Origin of the sequence: Bacillus haynesii (assembly GCF_014042035.1) — a bacterium.
Lineage (GTDB): Bacteria > Bacillota > Bacilli > Bacillales > Bacillaceae > Bacillus > Bacillus haynesii.
Genome location: NZ_CP059494.1, coordinates 2,854,922 through 2,873,734, shown reverse-complemented (window position 1 = coordinate 2,873,734; position 18,813 = coordinate 2,854,922). Strand labels below are relative to the sequence as shown.

Here is an 18,813-nt window from a genome sequence, read left to right as displayed (position 1 = left end):
TGAATTGTCTGACCGTTATCTAGTTTTGAGAGAACACCTCTCAATTAGTTTGGTGGCGATAGCGAAGAGGTCACACCCGTTCCCATGCCGAACACGGAAGTTAAGCTCTTCAGCGCCGATGGTAGTTGGGGGCTTCCCCCTGTGAGAGTAGGACGCCGCCAAGCTGTTTATATATCTTTACCCTGCATGAATTGAAGCTATCTTATTCCGCAGTAGCTCAGTGGTAGAGCTATCGGCTGTTAACCGATCGGTCGCAGGTTCGAATCCTGCCTGCGGAGCCAATGCTTCCATAGCTCAGCAGGTAGAGCACTTCCATGGTAAGGAAGAGGTCAGCGGTTCGAGCCCGCTTGGAAGCTTAAGTGAATACGTTGATATGACAAGGTTTCTCCTATTGTGGGGAAAGCTTTTTTTGTTTTTGCGATATTTTGCTTCCGACTTATTGAATGTATAAAAGCAGGCTAAATGCCTGCTTTTACTTTTATCCCCATAAAACGTTCAGTGTGACTTCTAAGACAAGAAGAAACAACATATAACTTGCATACTTTAACGTATCAGGTTCATGCTGTTTTGAGTCTTTAAAAGTCCATATAAATAATGCTGCAACGCCTATAATGGTCACGATTTTGCTAAGCGTTAATAAAGACATGACAACCTTCCTTTATATTGAAAACTCATTTATCATCTATCTTCTATATTTATAATTAAAATCCCTTTTAGCTGTAAAAACACTCTTTTCCATTAAAACAAGCTCTCTGTCATCTGAGCCAGAGAGCTTGTTTAAGCATATTTAAAATCCATTTAAAATAGAGAAGATCCGATTATTCACACTGCCAAAAGACTTAATGTTGTTTTGGATGTTGGAAAATAGGATGACGTATCTGCTCCCTGTCAGACTGAAGCTGTTTAATATGTTGTAGCCGGGCATGACACCGTGACTTGAATAGCTTCCAGGAGACACATAAAAGCCCATGCCGTATGTTGCTTTGTTCGGTGTAAACATTTTTGTAAAACTGTCATTGGAAATGATTTTTCTTTCGTAAAGTGCTTTATCAAACAAATACATGTCATAAGCGGTCATATAAATATCACCGGCTCCGTAAAGCTGTGATAGATCCGGCATGTCAGGCGTAAAAAGCTTTTTTTGCAGGTTTAATTTATACCCTGTCGATGGATTTGACTCTTTAGCAAATGTTTTATAAAAGCCTGCGTGCTCCATACCGGCAGGATTAAAAATATGCTTTTTGATGTATTGGTCGACTGGTTCACCGCTTACCATGGAAACAATGTATGCGAGAACAGAGTAATTGGAGTCTCTATAATCCCATTTTCCAGTTGGGTATTTTACGCCCCGTTTTTCGATATCTTTAATTAAATCTTCCGGCGAAATATATCCGCGGCCTTCTTTGTGACCCCTAATTCCGGATGTGTGCGTCAAGAAATGATAAAGGGTGATCTTTGAGCCGTTTGGAAAATCAGGAAGATACTTAGAAACAGGGTCATTTACAGATAGTAATCCTTTTTCCTCAAGCTGTAGAATTGCCGTTGCAATAATCGCTTTTTGTGATGACCCTATATAAAAGACGGTATCCGGTGTATTGGGGACCATTTCTTCGCGGTTTGCATATAAATACCCTTTGCTTGTCACCACTTTTCCATCTTCTACGATCAATGCTGTGCCGCTGAATCCAATGCTTTTTAAATATTGATCCAATTGAGCATTATCATTTTTTGTAACGATAGGGCTCTTTTTTGTTTCATTTTGATTTGTCTTCTTCTTTGCTTCAGGTTGTGCCTTTTTTTCAGTTGCCTGCAATTGGTTTTCCTGGTGATCTCGCATACCGCTTGGAAGTGCAAGATAAATTAATCCACAAACAAGCAGAAAGGAAAATATGATGAGCCTCCTTTTTGTTTTCTGCTTTTTTCTTTTCTTTATTCGCGTTCTGTATGTTCTTGCCATGTCGGGTACTCCTTCTTTTATATGTGACGTATTTACTGACGCAATAACCCCTTAAAAAGTTTCTTCAAAATGCTAATATTTTCATACATGAACTCGAATAATGCCAAAATTTACATTCTGTTTATACTTGATCTAGAACAAACGTTCTCATAAAATAAAGATGTGAGGTGAGACGATGAAAAAGCTGTTGTATCGTTCCATGGAAGACGGTTTTCCGGTAGAAATCATTTACATGAAAAAAAGCGGTTTTTCTAAGCGGGCGATTCTTGTAAAAGAAATAAAAAACGGTTATGTGAAAGCATTTTGCTTTCAAAAACAACAGATTAGAATGTTTAAGATGGAGTCCATTTTGTCCGTGTTCCCATATAAAAAAAGAAATTCAGCCCATTATGCTTAAAAGCTGTTTCTCCATCTTGTTGTTTCTTTCTGTATTCCCTTCCTGTTTTGATATTCCATCTTTTGTTATAATGAATGTAAATTCGATTTAAAGAGAGCGGGCGTTTTACATCTATGCTTCAGACGATCAATAAAACACTTGGTAAGATTATGCCTTTACTGACGCCTTTAAGTGTTGTCAGCGGAGTGCTGCTTGCGGATTACTTAAGTGGGCTGGCGGGTCTTGTGCCGTGGATTTTTGCGTTCATGACGTTTGCCGGCAGCCTTGGGGCAAATTTTCAGTCGCTGAAAACAGCGATGGTTCATCCCTTGCCGATGCTTCTCGCTTTATTTGTTTTGCACATATTTATGCCTGTTTTGGCATGGAGCACGGGGCATCTCGTGTTTAGCGGGGATTCATTGACGATTACAGGGCTTACCCTTGGTGTTGTCATTCCGACGGGTATTACGAGTATGATTTGGGCTGCCATGTATAAAGGAAACATCGGCTTAACCCTATCGATTATTTTAGTGGACACCATTCTTTCGCCTTTTATTGTTCCGTTCAGTCTTTCCATTTTGGCCGGTGCGCATGTTGAAATGGACGTTATCGGTATGATGAAAGGTTTAGTCGGAATGATTGTGATTCCTTCTTTATTAGGAATGCTCGTCAATCAATTTTCAATACCGGAGCGGACAGCGCGTTTAAGCGCGAATTGTGCTCCATTTTCGAAAATCGGGTTAGCCGCCGTGGTGGCGATTAACAGCTCAGTGGTTGCTCCTTACCTGAAAAACGTCGATTTAAAGTTTTTAACGATAGCCGTTACGGTTTTTTTGGTGGCATTTACAGGCTACCTGACAGCTTGGCTGATAGGCCGGCTGATGAAGCGGCCCCAGGAGGAAATCGTAGCTTTAATTTTTACTGGCGGAATGCGGAATATTAGCGCGGGAGCTGTGTTGGCCACCGGATTTTTTCCGCCGCAAGTGGCGGTACCCGTTGTCATCGGCATGCTGTTCCAACAAGTCCTGGCCGCGCTATTTGGGCATTTGATTGCAAGAAGCGAGCTTAAAAAAGCGTATCATTTGGACAAAAAGACGAGTCTGCCCTCATAGTTGGCAGACTCAAACCTTACAGGAGTGAAAAACAATGAAAACCAATAAAGTAAGTGTGATGATCTGGACTTTAATCTCCGCATTTTTGTTTTGTTCTATGATAGTCACAGCTTCACTTTCTCCGCTCGCTCATTCAGGGCCTCATGCTAATGAGTTTGGCACTTTGGGGATGTGGGCCGCAATCGGAACCGTTTTGCTCTTATATATGCTGCCCCTCGCTGTTTATATGGCAGGGTTTGATGCAATGAAGTTTGTGATGGCTGTTCTTTGCGGAATCGGATTACTCATCGCGCTGACCATGATTCCAGTGGTTATGTTGATTGGCGCTTTTGGCGGATATGCTTTTGCATTATTGGGCGTCGCAGGCCTTTGCATTTTGTTAGCGATCGTGAATGTGATTTGGTTAGTCGTCGCCTTTCGCCGGCCGTCGGCAAGTGCCTCTTTCTGATATTCAAAAACCGCTTTCCCGCGTTCTGTTCAAGTTCGCCAAGTTCCTTTTGCGATCAGGTGGACGTTTCCCCCGACGTAAATCTCTGTGCTGTTTTCCGTTGTTTGCGCTTCAATATAAAGCAGGGAAGGGCGGTTTATTTCAAACCCTTGTTCAGCCCTTATGCTGAGTTCATTTTGATTAAAATAACCGTGATGCAGTAAATATCCTGCGAGATCCCCGATTGCGCTTCCTGTTGCCGGATCTTCGGGAACGCTGAGACAGTCGCAAAATACTCGTGCATTGATGTGGTTTTGTTCATGATATGTTTCGGTGGAAAAAACGAGCAGACTGGCTTCTGTTTCTTTTATAAAAGCTTCAAACCGATCCTTGTTGATTTTGCATTTTTTAACTGCATTTAGCGAATTTAATGGTACGATAACTGCCGGAAGGCCTGTAGAAACCTCTTGTATCGGGAAATTCGAATCCATATCATATGTGTCGATTCCTAGTACCTTGCCATCATTTCTTTATCAAAAATTTGATTAAATACGGGCGGATTTTGCTTCATCCAAATGATCTGATCATCACCTTTGTCAAACGTCACTGGTATTGCGCCTGCTGTTACATTTAAAATGACATTTGAAGATGGTTCAGTTTCGATTTCATTTTTAATGATAAACGCTGTGCCCAGCGTCGGATGTCCTGCAAACGGAATTTCTTTTTCCGGGGTGAAAATTCGGACATCGTACCCGCCGTTTCCCTGTTTCCCTAGTATAAATGTTGTCTCGGAAAAATTGATTTCCCTGGCTATTTTTTGCATTTCATCACTTGATAGGTTTTTTTCTGTTTTAAAAACAGCGAGCTGATTTCCTGTATATTTTGTTTCTGCAAACACATCCACAAGATAAAATTCCATCTGATGTCTCTCCCCTTTAAAATGACCTTCCCGCCCTAAAGGCAGTTTTACATATCTTACATGAGATGAGAATCATTGAACAGTCCAAAAATAAAGAAGAGCGGCTCCCGCTCTTCCTAATAAAGCAAATACTTCTTTCTGATATTCATAAACCGTTTTTGCTCTGCTTCGTATTTTTTGACGATTTCATCAATTGAAGCACCTTGCTCAATCATTGTTTTCACCCATCCGTTCCCGATCAGACGGTTGAAATTGCCTGAAGGGAGGAACTCAAAGTCGTCCGGGTAGAGGTCATGGACGGTTTTGATGATCGCGATACCGGTATTTACAGGCTTAAAAGCGGATCGGTTTGTCACGTAAAGCTCGACCCCGTGGCACAGTTTATTTTGATGCTTTGAAAATGTCGGAGTGAACGAGGCGGCTCTGAATCGGACGCCAGGCAGCTTTAGACCGTTTAATTTTTCGGCGAGCTCCGTACTTTTCATGTAGGGCGCACCAATTAATTCAAATGGCTTTGTCGTGCCCCTTCCTTCTGACATGTTGGTTCCTTCAATTAAACCTGTGCCCGGGTAGACGATGCTCGTATCCGGCGTCGGCATGTTCGGGGAAGGCAGGACGAAAGGAAGACCAGTATCTTCAAAGAACATCTGCCGCTTCCAGCCTTTCATTTTGATGACGGTTAAATCGGCGCCGATGTTAAATTCATCATTAAACAGCTTTGCCAGTTCTCCTGCCGTCATTCCGTGCTTTAAAGGGATCGGATACATTCCGACGAATGAAGAATAATCCGAATCAAGGACAGGTCCTTCCACTTTTAAGCCGCTTTGCGGGTTAGGGCGGTCAAGAACGATAAATGGAATACCGTTTTCTTTTGCCGCTTCCATCGCATATGCCATTGTGTAAATGTAAGTGTAAAACCGTGTTCCGACATCCTGGATGTCAAATAGCAGGACGTCAACGTTTTTCAACATCTCTGGTGTCGGTTTTCTTGTATCTCCGTAGAGGCTGTAGACAGGGAGACCGGTTTTTTCATCAATATAAGAGTCAACCTTATCGCCAGCTTGAGCGTCTCCCCTTACACCGTGCTCTGGACCATAGAGGGCGGTCAGCTCAATACCGGGGGCTTGGTGAAGCAAATCGATGCTGCTTGTTAACGTCGAATTGACACCGGTTGGATTGGTGATGAGACCGACCCTTTTTCCTTTTAACATGCTTTTCTTGTTCATGAGCACTTCAATACCCGGTGAGACCTTTGCTTTCTTTTCTTTGTCCGGAAAGGCAGCTGCTGCGGTTAATGTACTGAAGACAAACATTCCCGCAAGCAGCCAGATCGCTTTTTTTCTCATCATGACCCTCCTTTGTGAAGCGGCTTGCCGTTTTTAATATTCAATCCGTAGCCGTAAGGGTAAAGGATTTCTCCGGGGCGTGTGACTGAAGGAATGTCTACGGGCAATGTTCCTTTAGGCTTTGCCTTTCCGAAGATAACTTCTACTCCGGCCGGGATATTCGGCTGCCTGAAGCGCCCGTTTGCATAGCCTTTAAAGCCGTATACTGCAATCACGGCTTTAGCTTCTTCGAAATTTGCCGTGTCATAAGGGTTTCGCAGGCTCATTAAGACAAATTTTTTCCCGTTGGCCTGTGCGTATTTCATGGCGGCACGCGGAAAAGCAGTTGCCCACTTGCTTGAGTCTTGAATGCTGTCATCAATGACACCGTCGTTCACAACCGGATCGTTTTTGACTACGTAAGATCCTGTGATGACATAATCAGCCTCGTCAATTTTCTTTTGAATCTCTTCATCAAACGATTTTTCTGCAAATCGGGATTCGACCACCTTGATGTTTTTCTTTATTTTGCTGATGGTCTTTGCGATTGCTGCTGTTTGCTCTTCATATGGGGCCAGAATGAGGACGGTGTCCCCTTTTTTCGGCTTGAATGGCAAAGTGCTTTTGTCGTTTTTAAGGATGGTGACGCTTTCTCTCGCCATTTTCCTTTCGGATTTCACGTGTTTGTTGCTGCCGACCGTTTTCAAGGCGTATTTGATTTTTTTCTGAAGCGGTTCGGAACCGGTGTGATCGATGATGCCCCGGTTTATTTTTAATCGAAGGATTCGCTCCACCGACTGATCGATTTGTTCGATGGGGATCTCCCCTTTTTTAACGGCCGTCAGAAGAGCTTCGAATACACGCGCCAGGTTTTTTTCGGTCTCAAGTGATGTGACTTGCGCGGGCATGAGGGCGATGTCGACTCCTGCTTTGACAGCCATGACGACGGCTTCCTCCTGTCCGAAATTATCAGAAACGGCTTTCATATTTAAAGCGTCTGTTACAACAACGCCCTTAAAGCCGAGGTCTTTGCGGAGAAGGTCTGTCATGACTTTTTTGGAAAGCGTTGCAGGCACCATGATGTCCTCGCCGTCTTTTTTGCTTTTATAGGTTGTATCGTCAAAGGCGGGGAACTGGACATGCGCTGTCATGATCATGTCAATCCCTGCAGCGATCGCTTTTTGAAATGGCGCAAGTTCAACGCTTCTCAGCCTTTTTTCATCATGCGGAACAAGCGGCAACCCGTAATGACTGTCAACCGCTGTATCGCCATGTCCGGGAAAATGCTTTGCTGTGGCGATCATTTGCTCGTCCTGAAGGCCCTTCATCATCTGGATGCCGAGCTTTGAAGTCAGCTCAGGCTTGGAACTGAAAGAACGGACGCCGATTACAGGGTTGTCTGGATTGTTGTTGACATCAAGAACAGGACTGAAATTCACGTTGATGCCCAGTGATACTAATTCTTTTCCGATGATTTTTCCTGATCTGAAGGCATTTTTGCTGCTACTTGATGCACCGACTGCCATATTGCCGGGCAGGTTTGTGCCTGATTCGAGTCTGGTGACAATCCCGCCTTCCTGATCGATCGTAATAAAGAGCGGAATGTCAGGACTCGCTTTTTGCAGGCCGTCCGTTAACCGTACGGTCTGCTCTGTGCCTGTGACGTTTTCAGCAAAAAGAATGACGCCGCCGAGCCGGTATTTTTGAATGATTCCCGCGACTTCGTCATTCATTTCTGTTAATCCTTTGGCGCTCGATTCCCCTTTTTTCTTCCAGTTTCTAAAGTCAGGCATCAGCATTTGCCCGATTTTCTCTTCAAGCGACATGCCGCTGACCATTTGTTTAAGGTGTTGTTCCGGCTGCTGTTTGGCTTCTGCTTCGCGAGCGGCGGGCTGCAAAGCGAGAGACGATAACAGCAATGCAATTAACGCGCATTGAAGAAATCTATTCATGTAAAGGGTCGCCTCCTAGTGGTAATTTAACGCCTCGTAAACAGCTGTAATGACGCTGCCGTACTTTCCGGTTGCAAATTCATCACCTTCGAATTGATTCGGGTTTTCTTTAGGGTTGATGACGGGAGAGTGCTTTTTATTGGTTAACAACACAATGCCGATTTGATACACGGGATCAATGATGGTGACGGTTCCCGTCCAGCCGGTATGGCCGTATGCTTTGCTGCTGGCGTGCTTGCCGAACATCCACTCCATATCGGTATTGCCGTTGAGCCGCCATCCTAGTCCATATGTGGGATTTGTTTTTGACGGCTCTGTAAATTGTGAAATGACCGAACTGCTGAATAGATGCTGTCTCCCGTAACCGCCGCCGTTCAGCATGACTTGAAGGAGCACTGCTGCGTCGTCAACGGTGGAAAACAAGCCGGCATGCCCAGAGATGCCTTCCATTGAATAGAACGCTTTTTCATCGTGGACTTCCCCTTGAAGCGTGTAAGTTCTAATGTTTGGAAACGAAATGGTACCGTCTCTGGTGTTTCCCATTCGTTCCGTAGCTGCAAAGTGCGACGGTTTAAAGCCCTTTTGGAGCGGATTAAACAAAGTATGCCGCAACCCTAGAGGCCGGTAAAATTGGTTTTCAACAAAGGTATCTAAACGCTCGTTTGTGATTTTTTCAATGATCAGCCCGAGGAGCATATAGTCGATGTCGCTGTAAATTTGCTTTGTGCCGGGTTCATATGACAAGGGGGTTTTGACAAGATATTCAAGCGTTTTGCTCCGTGATTGAGAGTAGAGGTGTCCGGCTGATTTCGGGTCGTAATAATTCCAGCTTGCAGGGAAGCCTGCGTTATGATGGAGCAAATCAATGATGCGGAGCCGGTTTTTTCCCTCTACATCGTCTTCCGGGTGATCCTTGAAATCAGGGAGATAATGTGAAATGTTTTTGTTCAAGTCAAGCTTTCCGGTGCTTACTAAATGCTGCAAGGCAAAATTGACAGCATACATTTTTGTATTGGAGGCGAGGTCGAACATCGTGTTTGTTTTCATTTTTTTCGGATGTTTGAGCGCCGTGAGGCCGTTGTATTTCTGCTTGTAGCCGTATGCTTCTTTTTTGACGATTTTTCCGTCTTTCATCAAAATAAGGGCAGCGCCGGGAAAGCCCGCTTTGACATCCTGTTCGATCAGACGGTCCACAGCTTTAAGCTTTTCCGAAGAAAAACCGGCTTCTTCAGGCGTTTTCGCCTTCGTTAAAACAGGATATGTCAGCCGCTGTTTTGTCTCGTTCGCAATGGCAATCTGTGCTGATGACGGGAGCGGAAAAAAGCATGTCAGCAACAATAGGGACGACGCGGCTGTGCTGATCATAAACTTTTTCAGCTTGCTTCACTCCTTTCTGTTAAAAAATGTATAGTGGGAATTTTAAACAAACGTTTAATCAAATTCAACTGCCATATCGTCCTTGAAACCAAAAGAGTATGTTAAGAAAAAGCCTGCAGCATAGGAAATAAACAAACCGAGAATATACAAAAGAACTTGGTGGGTATGGACCAAAAATGACAAAGGAAGTCCTGATACACCTATCGATACGGTCGCGATTTTGAAATACGCTTGAAAGGCTCCGCCTACTCCGGCGCCGAGGCAAGCGGTTAAAAACGGACGTCCGAGCGGAAGGGTCACACCGAATATGAGCGGTTCACCGATGCCGAGCAGGCCTGACGGCAGTCCGCCGGCAATGGCTCTTTTGAGCTTTGCTTTTTTCGTTTTGAAATAGATCGCAAAAGCGGCACCTACTTGCCCTGCACCCCCCATCGCCAAAATCGGCAGCAGCGGGTCATCGCCGATTGAATTGATTAATTCCATATGAACGGGTGTCAGTCCTTGGTGCAGTCCGGTTACGACGAGCGGAAGGAAGGTGGCGCCCAGTACAAAGCCGGCGATAATGCCGCCGAGATCTAAGATGGCGAGAAGTCCTGACGTAATGGCATCGGATATCAAGCCGCCGACAGGCATGAAGACAACGTAAGTGACGATTCCTGTGATGAGAAGGGAGACTGTAGGTGTGATGATGATGTCGAGTGAATGAGGTACAAGGCGTCTGACCCGTTTTTCGAGAAAAGCGATAAATGCAGCTGCGAATAAAATGCCGATTAAACCGCCGCGTCCCGGCAAAAGCGCTTCACCGAAAAGCGAAATGTCACCAACGGCCGGGTTAATGATTAAAATACCGGCTAATCCGCCGAGTGCGGGGGAGCCGCCGAATTCTTTCGCCGTATTGACCCCGACCAGGATGCCCAAATACGTAAATAAACCTGAACCTATTACCGTTAAAATAATGGCCGTTTGTGACGTTTCCGCGAGCCAGCCTGCTTGGATAACGGCTTTGGTGATTCCGGTAATCAAGCCTGAGGCGACCAAAGCGGGGATCAACGGTATAAAAATGCTTGCGATCCGCCGGAGAAACAGCTTAAAAGGCGTCGCGTTTTTCTTGGAAAGCTCCGCTTTATGGTTGGCTGCGGATTGTTTTAAGTCAACGTGTTCTGCGGATTTAAGCAGCTTCCCGAACTCGTCTGATACGTGCTGTACGACGCCTGTGCCAAGGATAATCTGCAGCGTTTCCTCCTCAACTACGCCAATTACGCCTTCAAGCGCTTTGATTGAGTCGATGTCGGTTTTTTTTCTGTTGACAGGCGTGATGCGCAGGCGCGTCATACAATGGGTATAATCCGCGACGTTAGACGGGCCGCCGATGTGTTGTAAAATCAGTTTTGCCAGGCCGGCATATTTTTTCTCATCGCTCATTTTATATCCCCCTTTTTTACAATTCGCTCATTCCCATCATGCGGATGGCCGCTTTTGTTTGATCAATATACTGAATGATGTCCTCGTAGCCCTCCGCGGCCATGCCTAAAAACAGAACGTCAATCATGTAAAGCTGAGTTAAACGAGAGGAGGTGGCAGCGCTGCGAAACGGCGCTTCATTTGAGCATGACGTATATAGGGCGATATCGCTTAATGAAGAGACAGCAGACTGTCCAAACCGCGTCAGTCCAATGGTTTTAATCCCATGTTTTTTGGCGAGTCTGACTGCATTGGCGATTTCCTGCGTTTCTCCTGAATGGGATATGGCAAACAGAACATCATGCTCGCCGGCATTGGCGATTAATGTCGCGACAAGATGCATATCACTAAAAGCAGTGGCCTTTTTATTGATGCGCAAAAATTTCTGCTGGGCATCTTGTGCGACGATTCCTGAAGCCCCGATCCCGCAAAAATGAACCGTTTCTGCGGTGATCAATATTTGAATCGCTTTTTGAAGATCTTCGTGGTCAATGTTTTCAAAGGTATCGCGAATGGCCTGAATTGAATTGCTGGTTGTTTTTTGAACGATTGAATGGAGCGGCTCCTGCGGTTCGATATCCCGGTATCCCTGATCTGACGGCTTCATTAAATCACCGGCGACCCTCATTTTTAAATCTTGAAAGCCTTTCAGCCCCAGAGATTTGCAGAGCCGTATCGCCGCCGCCCCGCTTGTCTTTGCCGAAGAGCTCACCTCTTGAATGGTGCCGTTTACGACCTCGTGAGGGTTTTTCAAAATGTATTCGGCAAGCTTTCGTTCAGATTGCGGCAATTTGTGAAGCATATTCTGAATGATTTCCAATCCTCCTGCAGCCATTGTTTCTTCCTTTCTTATTTAAGATTGTTTTTCATAAAAGGATAGGGCCTTTTCGATATCGCCTTCTGATTTCTCCAGCAGCTTTTCGGCAGCGGCCGCATCTTCGTTTGTTTTCAGCATGATGATTGCGGTTTTGACTTGGTTATTGGACTTTTCCAGTGCTTGCGCCGCCGTTTCTTTTGGAACACCTGTAACCGTTTGGATGATGCGAATCGCCCGCTCCTTTAATTTGTCATTGCTTACTTTTACGTCTACCATGAGGTTTTCATAGACTTTTCCCATTTTGATCATGGCCGCCGTTGAGATCATGTTTAAAATCATTTTATGAGCGGTTGCGGCTTTCATTCTTGTCGACCCGGCAATGACTTCAGGGCCGACGACCACTTCTATGCTGTGATCTGCCGCCTGGCTGATCGCCGAGTTTTCGTTGCATGTCAGTGATACAGTCTTGGCACCTGTTTCCTTGGCATACTTCAGGGCGCCGAGGACGTAAGGAGTCCGGCCGCTGGCAGCGATTCCGATGACGGTATCATTGTTTGAGAGGTTAACGGCTTCTAAATCCCGTCTGCCGAATGCCTCATGATCTTCAGCGCCTTCGACGGCTTGATACAAAGCTTTTTCTCCTCCCGCCATAATGCCTATGACCGACTCGGGAGATATGCTGAATGTCGGCGGGCATTCCGCTGCATCGAGTACGCCGAGCCTCCCGCTAGTACCGGCACCGATGTAAATGATCCGTCCCCCTTTCTTTAACGACCCAACGGCGTAGTCAACGGCGGTCTTAACATCTGGTAAGACTTGTTGTACAGCTTCGGCCACCGTTTTGTCTTCATCATTCATGATTTTCAACATATCGATCGTTTCTGCCTGGTGAATGCGCTTGGATCTTTCATTCCGGCGTTCGGTCGTTAAGGAACCTAAATAGCTGTTTTCCATCGACAAATCCTCCTGATCATGAAGTATATATATTTCTTAATTTTCAGTATATTAAGGATGGAATATTATTTCAATAATAAAAGATGAATATTAAAATTTTGTTTCAAAGAAGTTCTAAACATCGGATTGCCGAAATAAAATAAAGCGCAGATGAACTGCGCTTATGTCCAGGTATTACAGCTCGTCTATTTGATGTTCGGAAATCACGCGGAAGCCTTCTTTTTTCAGAAGTGCCGCAGTAACGCCGTTGCCGGCTATTTTTTGGCCTGAGAAACTTCCATCGTATATATGGCCGCTGCCGCAAGACGGGCTGTTTTCCTTCAGCACGATCGTATCAGCCTTGACTTGCCTTGCCATCTCCAATGTTTGATAAGCCCCTTTTATATACAGGTCTGTTACGTCTCTTCCCGATTGTGTCTTAATCACCGCCCTGCCGTCTAAAACATCTTCTCCCGTCCCGCCTATAATTTCGGCCGGTTCCCTTGGTGTTTGAAATCCGCCGAGCAGCTCGGGACAAGCAATCACCGCTTTTTTTTCTTCAACAAGCTTATTGATTTTCCCGACATAGCTGTGCGATCCATTATAGCGGCATTCCACCCCGGCCAGACATGAACTTACCAGTATCATTTTTCGTGTCCCCTCTCTTGCATATCAGATAGCCCTATTTTAAACAAAATTTCCGCGCTTTTCTCAATGTCTATGAATAAAAAATTTGAAAATAAAAATTTTAATTTACCCCTTTACAAATGGGGAGGAACCTGTATATAATAACTTTTGTCAGCTTTACGAGAGCTGCTTGAAACACGCTGATGGCCCGTTGGTCAAGTGGTTAAGACACCGCCCTTTCACGGCGGTAACACGGGTTCGAATCCCGTACGGGTCACCATTCTTTTTTGGACAGCACGCTGCGAATGCCGGATTTTTTAAAAGGAAGGCATGCTAAAGGCGCAACGTCCTGTTGCAACGCATGCACTTGTACGTCCTGTACTTCGGAGGATTAGCTCAGCTGGGAGAGCATCTGCCTTACAAGCAGAGGGTCGGCGGTTCGATCCCGTCATCCTCCACCATTTGTTCGGATCGGTTTTTGTCACAACCGCGCCGGTAACTGCATAAGATACCATATCATGCCGGTCTAGCTCAATTGGTAGAGCAACTGACTTGTAATCAGTAGGTTGGGGGTTCAAGTCCTCTGGCCGGCACTGTTTTTGGAGGGGTAGCGAAGTGGCTAAACGCGGCGGACTGTAAATCCGCTCCCTCAGGGTTCGGCGGTTCGAATCCGTCCCCCTCCACCATTATTGGGCTATAGCCAAGCGGTAAGGCAACGGACTTTGACTCCGTCATGCGCTGGTTCGAATCCAGCTAGCCCAGTTTTTGGACATCCTGTTCGGATGTCCTTTTTATTTTGTCTTTTTTGTATAACTATTCAAAAAAATGTCTTGTTGAGTCAATTCTGAATTGGAAGGTACAATGAAGATCTGAAAGGGGGATATCATATGTTAAAACAGCAGATTTCAATGATCGGCGTACCGATGGATCTCGGTCAGCTGAGGCGGGGAGTCGATATGGGACCGAGCGCGATTCGCTGTGCCGGTGTTAATGAACGGTTGGAAAGCCTTTGTCAGGATATTGAAGACCTCGGCGATATGACGATCGGGCAAAGAGAGGATGAGAAAGAAGGCGGGGAGCCGGCATCTGAAGAGCTGAGAAATTTGAAAGCGATTACAAAAGCGAGTGCCAAACTTGCTGAGACAGTCGATAATATCGTGGCTTCGGGAGCTTTTCCGCTCGTGCTAGGCGGTGACCACAGCATTGCGATCGGAACGCTTGCCGGCCTTGCGAAGCATTATCAAAACCTGGGTGTGATCTGGTATGATGCCCATGCCGATTTAAATACGAAAGAATCGTCTCCCTCAGGCAATATTCACGGCATGCCGCTCGCCATCAGCCTGGGAATCGGCCATGAAGGGCTGACAAGCATCTATGGAAAAGAAACGAAAATCAAAGCTGAGAACATCGTCATCATCGGTGCAAGGTCACTTGATGACGGGGAAAAAGAATTGATTCGCGACAAAGGGATCAAAGTATATACGATGCACGAAATCGACCGCCTCGGCATGACGAGGGTGATGGAAGAAACAATAGACTATTTGCGCGGCAGGACGGACGGTGTCCATCTGTCACTCGATTTAGATGCGCTTGATCCGAACGATGCGCCGGGTGTCGGAACTCCGGTAGCGGGAGGCATCAGCTACAGGGAAAGCCATTTGGCTATGGAAATGCTGGAGGAATCGAAGCTGATTACGTCCGCTGAGATTGTCGAAGTCAACCCGATATTGGATGAGAAAAACAGGACGGCGGAAGCGGCTGTAGCCTTAATGGGGTCGCTGTTTGGCGAAAAGTTGCTTTAGGTGCGGTTGAAGAGCGGCCACTTGGCTGCTCTTTTTTATGATAGAAGTCTCAACTTCATAATGTTTATGATGTATAATAATTTTAAGCTAATATTAAGCGCATGATCCCTGTCAAAGCATCTACACCCTGCCAAAAATTTGATAAACTATTTTTATGAATTTAATGAAACCTTATAAAAATCAATTCGTATACATAAAGACCGGTGAAGGCAGAGGTTAGATAAATATGGAAACAATGATTAAAAAAAGAATCAAACAGGTGAAAAAAGGCGATCGTAACGCATTTGCAGACATCGTGGATATTTACAAAGACAAAATTTATCAGCTTTGCTACCGTATGCTCGGCAATGCGCATGAGGCGGAAGATATTGCGCAGGAAGCGTTTATCAGAGCATACGTGAATATCGACAGTTTTGATATCAACCGGAAATTTTCCACATGGCTTTATCGAATCGCAACCAATTTGACCATCGATCGTATCCGTAAAAAAAAGCCGGACTATTACTTGGATGCAGAGGTGGCAGGGACTGAAGGACTGACGATGTATTCCCAGGTTGCGGCGGATGTTGCGCTTCCAGAGGATGAAGTGGTTTCTTTGGAGCTGCACAGCACCATCCAGGAAAAAATCTTAAGGCTTCCCGATAAATACAGGACGGTCATCGTATTAAAGTACATTGATGAGCTCTCACTCATTGAGATCAGTGAAATCTTGAATATTCCCGTAGGTACGGTAAAAACAAGAATACACAGGGGCAGAGAGGCTCTCAGAAAACAATTAAGGGATCTTTAAGTGGGGTGATGAAATGAGCTGTCCGGAGCATATTGTTCAGCTTATGCATAAATACCTTGACGGAGACATACTTCCGGAAGATGAAACGCGATTAAAAGAGCACCTCCAATCATGCGAAGGCTGCAGAAAGCACCTTCATGAAATGGAAAAGTCCATCGCTCTTGTCCAGAGCACGTCGCATCTTACAGCTCCGGCGAACTTTACAGCCAATGTGCTGGCGAATCTGCCGAAGGAAAAGCGGACGGTATCGATCAACAGATGGCTTAAAGCCCATCCGTTTTTAGTGGCGGCAGCTTTATTTATAATTTTAATGGGCGGCAGCTTCTTCTCCAGCTGGAAAAACGATCAGGATTTCAGCGTATCCAGCCAGCCCAATCTCGTGGTGAAAAACAACACGGTCATCGTACCTGAAGGCGAAGTTGTCAAAGGCGATGTGACCGTTAAAAACGGAAAGCTGATTATCGAGGGCAAAGTCGACGGCGATGTCACGATTGTTAATGGTGAAAAATATACGGCTTCAGCAGGACAAGTCACCGGTCAGATCCATGAGATCAACGAGGTGTTCGACTGGATCTGGTATAAGATCAAATCGACCGGAAAATCGGTTTTTGGTGTGAAGGAGTCTAAAGAGTAGAGCAAAGCGGGCGAATGAGCTTTGCTCTTTTTTTATGAGGGGCCGCCATTTCACTTGGAAAATCAATTTGTGCTATAATAGCCTCTGTATATGTAAAAATAATAGATCATACCATTTTGAAACATATTAACCTTACTAATGACTGAATTCTTGGAGGACGAGGAAATGGCTTTTGAGGATATCCCTTTCTTGCAGTACCTCGGCGATGCCGTTGATATTCTCCTTGTTTGGTACGTAATATATAAATTAATGATGGTCATCCGCGGGACAAAGGCGGTTCAGCTTTTAAAGGGAATCGTGGTCATTGTTCTCGTCAGGCTGGCCAGTCAATATTTAGGATTAAGCACCCTGCAGTGGCTGGTTGACCAGGCGATCACATGGGGTTTCCTGGCGATCATTATCATCTTCCAGCCTGAATTGAGGAGAGCGCTGGAACAGCTGGGGCGGGGGCGCTTTTTTTCGAGGAGCGGAACACCTGAGGAAGAGCAGCAGCAGAAAACGATTGATGCGATTACAAAAGCGATTAAATATATGGCGAAACGCCGGATTGGCGCGCTTCTGACGATTGAACGGGAGACGGGAATGGGCGATTACATAGAAACGGGGATCCCTTTAAATGCAAAGGTCAGCTCTGAGCTATTGATCAATATCTTTATTCCGAACACACCGCTCCATGACGGCGCCGTGATTATGAAAAATGATGAGGTTGCTGCAGCTGCCTGCTACCTTCCGCTTTCTGAAAGCCCTTTTATTTCAAAAGAGCTTGGGACGAGGCACAGAGCAGCAGTGGGAATCAGTGAAGTGACCGACAGTTTGACGATTGTCGTATCCGAAGAAACGGGCGGCATCAGCGTCGCCAAAAACGGAGACCTTCACCGTGATTTATCGGAAGAGGCATTGAAAAACATGCTTGAAGCGGAATTCAAGAAAAATTCGCGAGAAACTTCCTCAAATCGCTGGTATTGGAGGGCGAAGAAAAATGGATAAGTTCTTAAACAATCCCTGGGCTGTCAAAGTAGTCGCGTTATTGTTCGCGTTTCTTCTTTACTTTGCAGTCCACAGCGCTCAAGCGCCGACTCCGAAGAAACCAGGTGAATCGTTTTTCCCGACATCGACAACAGACGAAGCGACGCTCACCGATATACCGGTTAAGTCGTTTTATGATGATGAAAACTACGTCGTAACAGGCGTGCCGCAGACGGTGAATGTCACGATTAAAGGCCCGACAGGAACCGTTAAGAAGGTCAGACAAGTGAAGGATTTTGAGATTTATGCCGATATGCAACACCTGAAAACAGGCAGGCACAAAGTCGAGCTGAAGGCCAGAAATGTTGCCGACGGTCTCACCTTGACCATCAATCCATCGGTGACAACCGTGACCATCGAAGAAAAAACGACGAAGGAATTCCCGGTTGAGGTTGATTTTTATAATAAAAACAAAATGAAAGACGGCTATACGCCGGAGCTGCCGATCATCAACCCGAAAAACGTCAGCGTCACCGGCTCAAAAGCCGTGATCGACAGAATCCAGAACATCAAGGCGACGATCAATTTAGAGGGCGTCGACCAGACGATTGAAAAAGAAGCCAAGCTAACAGTATACGACAGGGACGGAAATATTCTGCCGGTTGAAGTCAGTCCATCCGTCGTTAAAATCACCGTTCCTGTGACAAGCCCGAGCAAAAAGATTCCGGTTAAAGTTGACCGGAAAGGGAGCCTTCCGGACGGTATCAGCATTTCCAGCCTCGATATTAGTCCGGGAGAGGTGACCGTCTACGGGCCGCAAAATGTTCTTGATTCGTTAGAATTTGTCGAGGCTGATGAGGTTGATTTAAGTAAAATGAAAGATGACACTGAGTTGGAAGCCAACATTAAAGTGCCGGACGGCGCTAAAAAAGTGTCACCCGAAAAAGTGAAAATCAAGGTGAAAGTTGACAAGGAAGAAGAGAAAAAACTGAAGAACGTTTCAATTAAAACCGCGGGGCTGAATGACAGCCGGGATCTTGAATTTCTCGATCCGAAGTCAGGCAAGCTGGATATCACGGCAAAGGGCTCGACAGCCGCGATCGAAAAACTTCAGCCTTCCGACGTCGAGCTCTATGTCAATGTGGCGGATCTCGATGATGGCGAGCACAATGTGAAGCTGGAAGTAAACGGACCGCAGAACATGACATGGTCGCTGCCGCGGCAAAGCATTCGAGTGAAAATCTCATCTCAAACAACCCAAAACGAAAAAAATAATGGTCAGGATGAAGAAGAAGAGAATCATTCTGAAAAGGATTCACAACCTTCATGAATCAAAAA

The 18,813-nt window shown here is 45.5% G+C and carries 17 protein-coding genes, 7 tRNA genes, 1 rRNA gene and 1 pseudogene; 16 read left to right on the top strand and 10 right to left on the bottom strand.

The genetic code is table 11. From position 1 onward, the window contains the following. Positions 1 to 48 precede the first annotated feature (48 nt). The 3 genes from rrf to H2R00_RS14115 all read left to right on the top strand — a co-directional run bounded on the left by rrf (position 49) and on the right by H2R00_RS14115 (position 356). Positions 49 to 164 (top strand): 5S ribosomal RNA (rrf, locus tag H2R00_RS14125). Between the two features lie 42 nt (positions 165 to 206). Then, a tRNA-Asn gene (locus H2R00_RS14120) sits at positions 207 to 281 on the top strand. A 2-nt stretch (positions 282 to 283) separates the two neighbouring features. Further along, a tRNA-Thr gene (locus H2R00_RS14115) sits at positions 284 to 356 on the top strand. A 122-nt stretch (positions 357 to 478) separates the two neighbouring features. Here H2R00_RS14115 and H2R00_RS14110 read toward each other — a convergent pair. Then, a complete protein-coding gene (locus H2R00_RS14110; protein WP_176277817.1) occupies positions 479 to 646 on the bottom strand; it encodes a hypothetical protein in 168 nt (55 codons plus the stop codon). A 141-nt stretch (positions 647 to 787) separates the two neighbouring features. Further along, entirely contained in the window at positions 788 to 1,957 is a 1,170-nt protein-coding gene (locus H2R00_RS14105; RefSeq protein WP_154996385.1) for a serine hydrolase domain-containing protein, read from the bottom strand. A gap of 175 nt (positions 1,958 to 2,132) precedes the next feature. Between H2R00_RS14105 and H2R00_RS14100 the strand changes: the two genes are divergently transcribed. From H2R00_RS14100 to H2R00_RS14090, 3 genes are all read left to right on the top strand, one after another. Beyond that, entirely contained in the window at positions 2,133 to 2,354 is a 222-nt protein-coding gene (locus H2R00_RS14100) for a WYL domain-containing protein (protein WP_154996387.1), read from the top strand. A gap of 113 nt (positions 2,355 to 2,467) precedes the next feature. Continuing rightward, positions 2,468 to 3,445 carry a bile acid:sodium symporter family protein gene (locus tag H2R00_RS14095; protein ID WP_182069539.1) on the top strand — a complete coding sequence of 326 codons (978 nt, stop codon included), beginning with the start codon at positions 2,468 to 2,470 and terminating at the stop codon, positions 3,443 to 3,445. A 34-nt stretch (positions 3,446 to 3,479) separates the two neighbouring features. Further along, a complete protein-coding gene (locus tag H2R00_RS14090) occupies positions 3,480 to 3,893 on the top strand; it encodes a DUF5391 family protein (RefSeq protein WP_182069538.1) in 414 nt (137 codons plus the stop codon). A gap of 29 nt (positions 3,894 to 3,922) precedes the next feature. On the opposite strand, the pseudogene H2R00_RS14085 reads toward H2R00_RS14090, so the two are convergent. The 8 genes and pseudogenes from H2R00_RS14085 to H2R00_RS14050 form a co-directional block, all read right to left on the bottom strand. Next, positions 3,923 to 4,791, bottom strand: a pseudogene (locus H2R00_RS14085) (PhzF family phenazine biosynthesis protein). 116 nt (positions 4,792 to 4,907) lie between these two features. After that, on the bottom strand, positions 4,908 to 6,137 hold the full coding sequence (locus H2R00_RS14080; protein ID WP_154996418.1) for an exo-beta-N-acetylmuramidase NamZ family protein: 1,230 nt from the start codon (positions 6,135 to 6,137) through the stop codon (positions 4,908 to 4,910). After that, positions 6,137 to 8,068 carry a glycoside hydrolase family 3 protein gene (locus tag H2R00_RS14075; protein WP_182069537.1) on the bottom strand — a complete coding sequence of 644 codons (1,932 nt, stop codon included), beginning with the start codon at positions 8,066 to 8,068 and terminating at the stop codon, positions 6,137 to 6,139. The genes H2R00_RS14080 and H2R00_RS14075 overlap by 1 nt, the downstream gene beginning before the upstream one ends. A gap of 15 nt (positions 8,069 to 8,083) precedes the next feature. Continuing rightward, a complete protein-coding gene (gene pbp4b / locus H2R00_RS14070) occupies positions 8,084 to 9,433 on the bottom strand; it encodes a penicillin binding protein PBP4B (RefSeq protein WP_182069536.1) in 1,350 nt (449 codons plus the stop codon). Between the two features lie 66 nt (positions 9,434 to 9,499). Then, the gene (locus H2R00_RS14065; RefSeq protein ID WP_154996399.1) at positions 9,500 to 10,867 is read right to left on the bottom strand and encodes a PTS transporter subunit EIIC; all 1,368 of its coding nucleotides are present in this window, start codon (positions 10,865 to 10,867) and stop codon (positions 9,500 to 9,502) included. Between the two features lie 16 nt (positions 10,868 to 10,883). After that, positions 10,884 to 11,741, bottom strand: coding sequence for a MurR/RpiR family transcriptional regulator (locus tag H2R00_RS14060; RefSeq protein ID WP_182069535.1), 858 nt, complete (start codon positions 11,739 to 11,741; stop codon positions 10,884 to 10,886). A gap of 18 nt (positions 11,742 to 11,759) precedes the next feature. Further along, entirely contained in the window at positions 11,760 to 12,677 is a 918-nt protein-coding gene (gene murQ / locus H2R00_RS14055; protein WP_182069534.1) for an N-acetylmuramic acid 6-phosphate etherase, read from the bottom strand. A 174-nt stretch (positions 12,678 to 12,851) separates the two neighbouring features. Next, a complete protein-coding gene (locus H2R00_RS14050) occupies positions 12,852 to 13,304 on the bottom strand; it encodes a 2-thiouracil desulfurase family protein (RefSeq protein ID WP_182069532.1) in 453 nt (150 codons plus the stop codon). Positions 13,305 to 13,488: 184 nt separating this feature from the next. Here H2R00_RS14050 and H2R00_RS14045 point away from each other — a divergent pair. The 10 genes from H2R00_RS14045 (at position 13,489) to H2R00_RS14000 (ending at position 18,805) form a co-directional block, all read left to right on the top strand. Then, positions 13,489 to 13,563: transfer RNA gene (locus tag H2R00_RS14045), tRNA-Glu, on the top strand. A gap of 105 nt (positions 13,564 to 13,668) precedes the next feature. After that, positions 13,669 to 13,744 (top strand) — tRNA-Val (locus H2R00_RS14040). Between the two features lie 59 nt (positions 13,745 to 13,803). Beyond that, positions 13,804 to 13,876 (top strand) — tRNA-Thr (locus H2R00_RS14035). A gap of 8 nt (positions 13,877 to 13,884) precedes the next feature. After that, positions 13,885 to 13,969 (top strand) — tRNA-Tyr (locus H2R00_RS14030). A 4-nt stretch (positions 13,970 to 13,973) separates the two neighbouring features. Then, a tRNA-Gln gene (locus H2R00_RS14025) sits at positions 13,974 to 14,045 on the top strand. A 125-nt stretch (positions 14,046 to 14,170) separates the two neighbouring features. Further along, entirely contained in the window at positions 14,171 to 15,085 is a 915-nt protein-coding gene (rocF, locus tag H2R00_RS14020) for an arginase (protein WP_182069530.1), read from the top strand. A 226-nt stretch (positions 15,086 to 15,311) separates the two neighbouring features. Then, the gene (sigW, locus tag H2R00_RS14015; protein WP_003178438.1) at positions 15,312 to 15,875 is read left to right on the top strand and encodes an RNA polymerase sigma factor SigW; all 564 of its coding nucleotides are present in this window, start codon (positions 15,312 to 15,314) and stop codon (positions 15,873 to 15,875) included. Positions 15,876 to 15,888: 13 nt separating this feature from the next. Then, on the top strand, positions 15,889 to 16,509 hold the full coding sequence (rsiW, locus tag H2R00_RS14010) for an anti-sigma-W factor RsiW (protein ID WP_154996410.1): 621 nt from the start codon (positions 15,889 to 15,891) through the stop codon (positions 16,507 to 16,509). 165 nt (positions 16,510 to 16,674) lie between these two features. Continuing rightward, positions 16,675 to 17,496, top strand: a complete 822-nt coding sequence (gene cdaA / locus H2R00_RS14005) for a diadenylate cyclase CdaA (protein ID WP_154996412.1) — start codon at positions 16,675 to 16,677, stop codon at positions 17,494 to 17,496. Continuing rightward, a complete protein-coding gene (locus H2R00_RS14000) occupies positions 17,489 to 18,805 on the top strand; it encodes a CdaR family protein (protein WP_152848519.1) in 1,317 nt (438 codons plus the stop codon). Before cdaA ends, H2R00_RS14000 begins: the two co-directional genes overlap by 8 nt. The last annotated feature ends 8 nt before the right edge of the window (positions 18,806 to 18,813 follow it).

Bases quoted from the DNA above. Each gene is read 5' to 3' on its own strand.
- pbp4b (WP_182069536.1), bottom strand. From the start codon at position 9,433: ATGATCAGCACAGCCGCGTCGTCCCTATTGTTGCTGACATGCTTTTTT.
- H2R00_RS14050 (WP_182069532.1), bottom strand. From the start codon at position 13,304: ATGATACTGGTAAGTTCATGTCTGGCCGGGGTGGAATGCCGCTATAAT.
- sigW (WP_003178438.1), top strand. From the start codon at position 15,312: ATGGAAACAATGATTAAAAAAAGAATCAAACAGGTGAAAAAAGGCGAT.
- H2R00_RS14075 (WP_182069537.1), bottom strand. From the start codon at position 8,068: ATGAATAGATTTCTTCAATGCGCGTTAATTGCATTGCTGTTATCGTCT.
- H2R00_RS14105 (WP_154996385.1), bottom strand. From the start codon at position 1,957: ATGGCAAGAACATACAGAACGCGAATAAAGAAAAGAAAAAAGCAGAAA.
- murQ (WP_182069534.1), bottom strand. From the start codon at position 12,677: ATGGAAAACAGCTATTTAGGTTCCTTAACGACCGAACGCCGGAATGAA.
- H2R00_RS14080 (WP_154996418.1), bottom strand. From the start codon at position 6,137: ATGAGAAAAAAAGCGATCTGGCTGCTTGCGGGAATGTTTGTCTTCAGT.
- rsiW (WP_154996410.1), top strand. From the start codon at position 15,889: ATGAGCTGTCCGGAGCATATTGTTCAGCTTATGCATAAATACCTTGAC.
- H2R00_RS14095 (WP_182069539.1), top strand. From the start codon at position 2,468: ATGCTTCAGACGATCAATAAAACACTTGGTAAGATTATGCCTTTACTG.
- H2R00_RS14090 (WP_182069538.1), top strand. From the start codon at position 3,480: ATGAAAACCAATAAAGTAAGTGTGATGATCTGGACTTTAATCTCCGCA.
- cdaA (WP_154996412.1), top strand. From the start codon at position 16,675: ATGGCTTTTGAGGATATCCCTTTCTTGCAGTACCTCGGCGATGCCGTT.
- rocF (WP_182069530.1), top strand. From the start codon at position 14,171: ATGTTAAAACAGCAGATTTCAATGATCGGCGTACCGATGGATCTCGGT.
- H2R00_RS14000 (WP_152848519.1), top strand. From the start codon at position 17,489: ATGGATAAGTTCTTAAACAATCCCTGGGCTGTCAAAGTAGTCGCGTTA.
- H2R00_RS14110 (WP_176277817.1), bottom strand. From the start codon at position 646: ATGTCTTTATTAACGCTTAGCAAAATCGTGACCATTATAGGCGTTGCA.
- H2R00_RS14065 (WP_154996399.1), bottom strand. From the start codon at position 10,867: ATGAGCGATGAGAAAAAATATGCCGGCCTGGCAAAACTGATTTTACAA.
- H2R00_RS14100 (WP_154996387.1), top strand. From the start codon at position 2,133: ATGAAAAAGCTGTTGTATCGTTCCATGGAAGACGGTTTTCCGGTAGAA.
- H2R00_RS14060 (WP_182069535.1), bottom strand. From the start codon at position 11,741: ATGGCTGCAGGAGGATTGGAAATCATTCAGAATATGCTTCACAAATTG.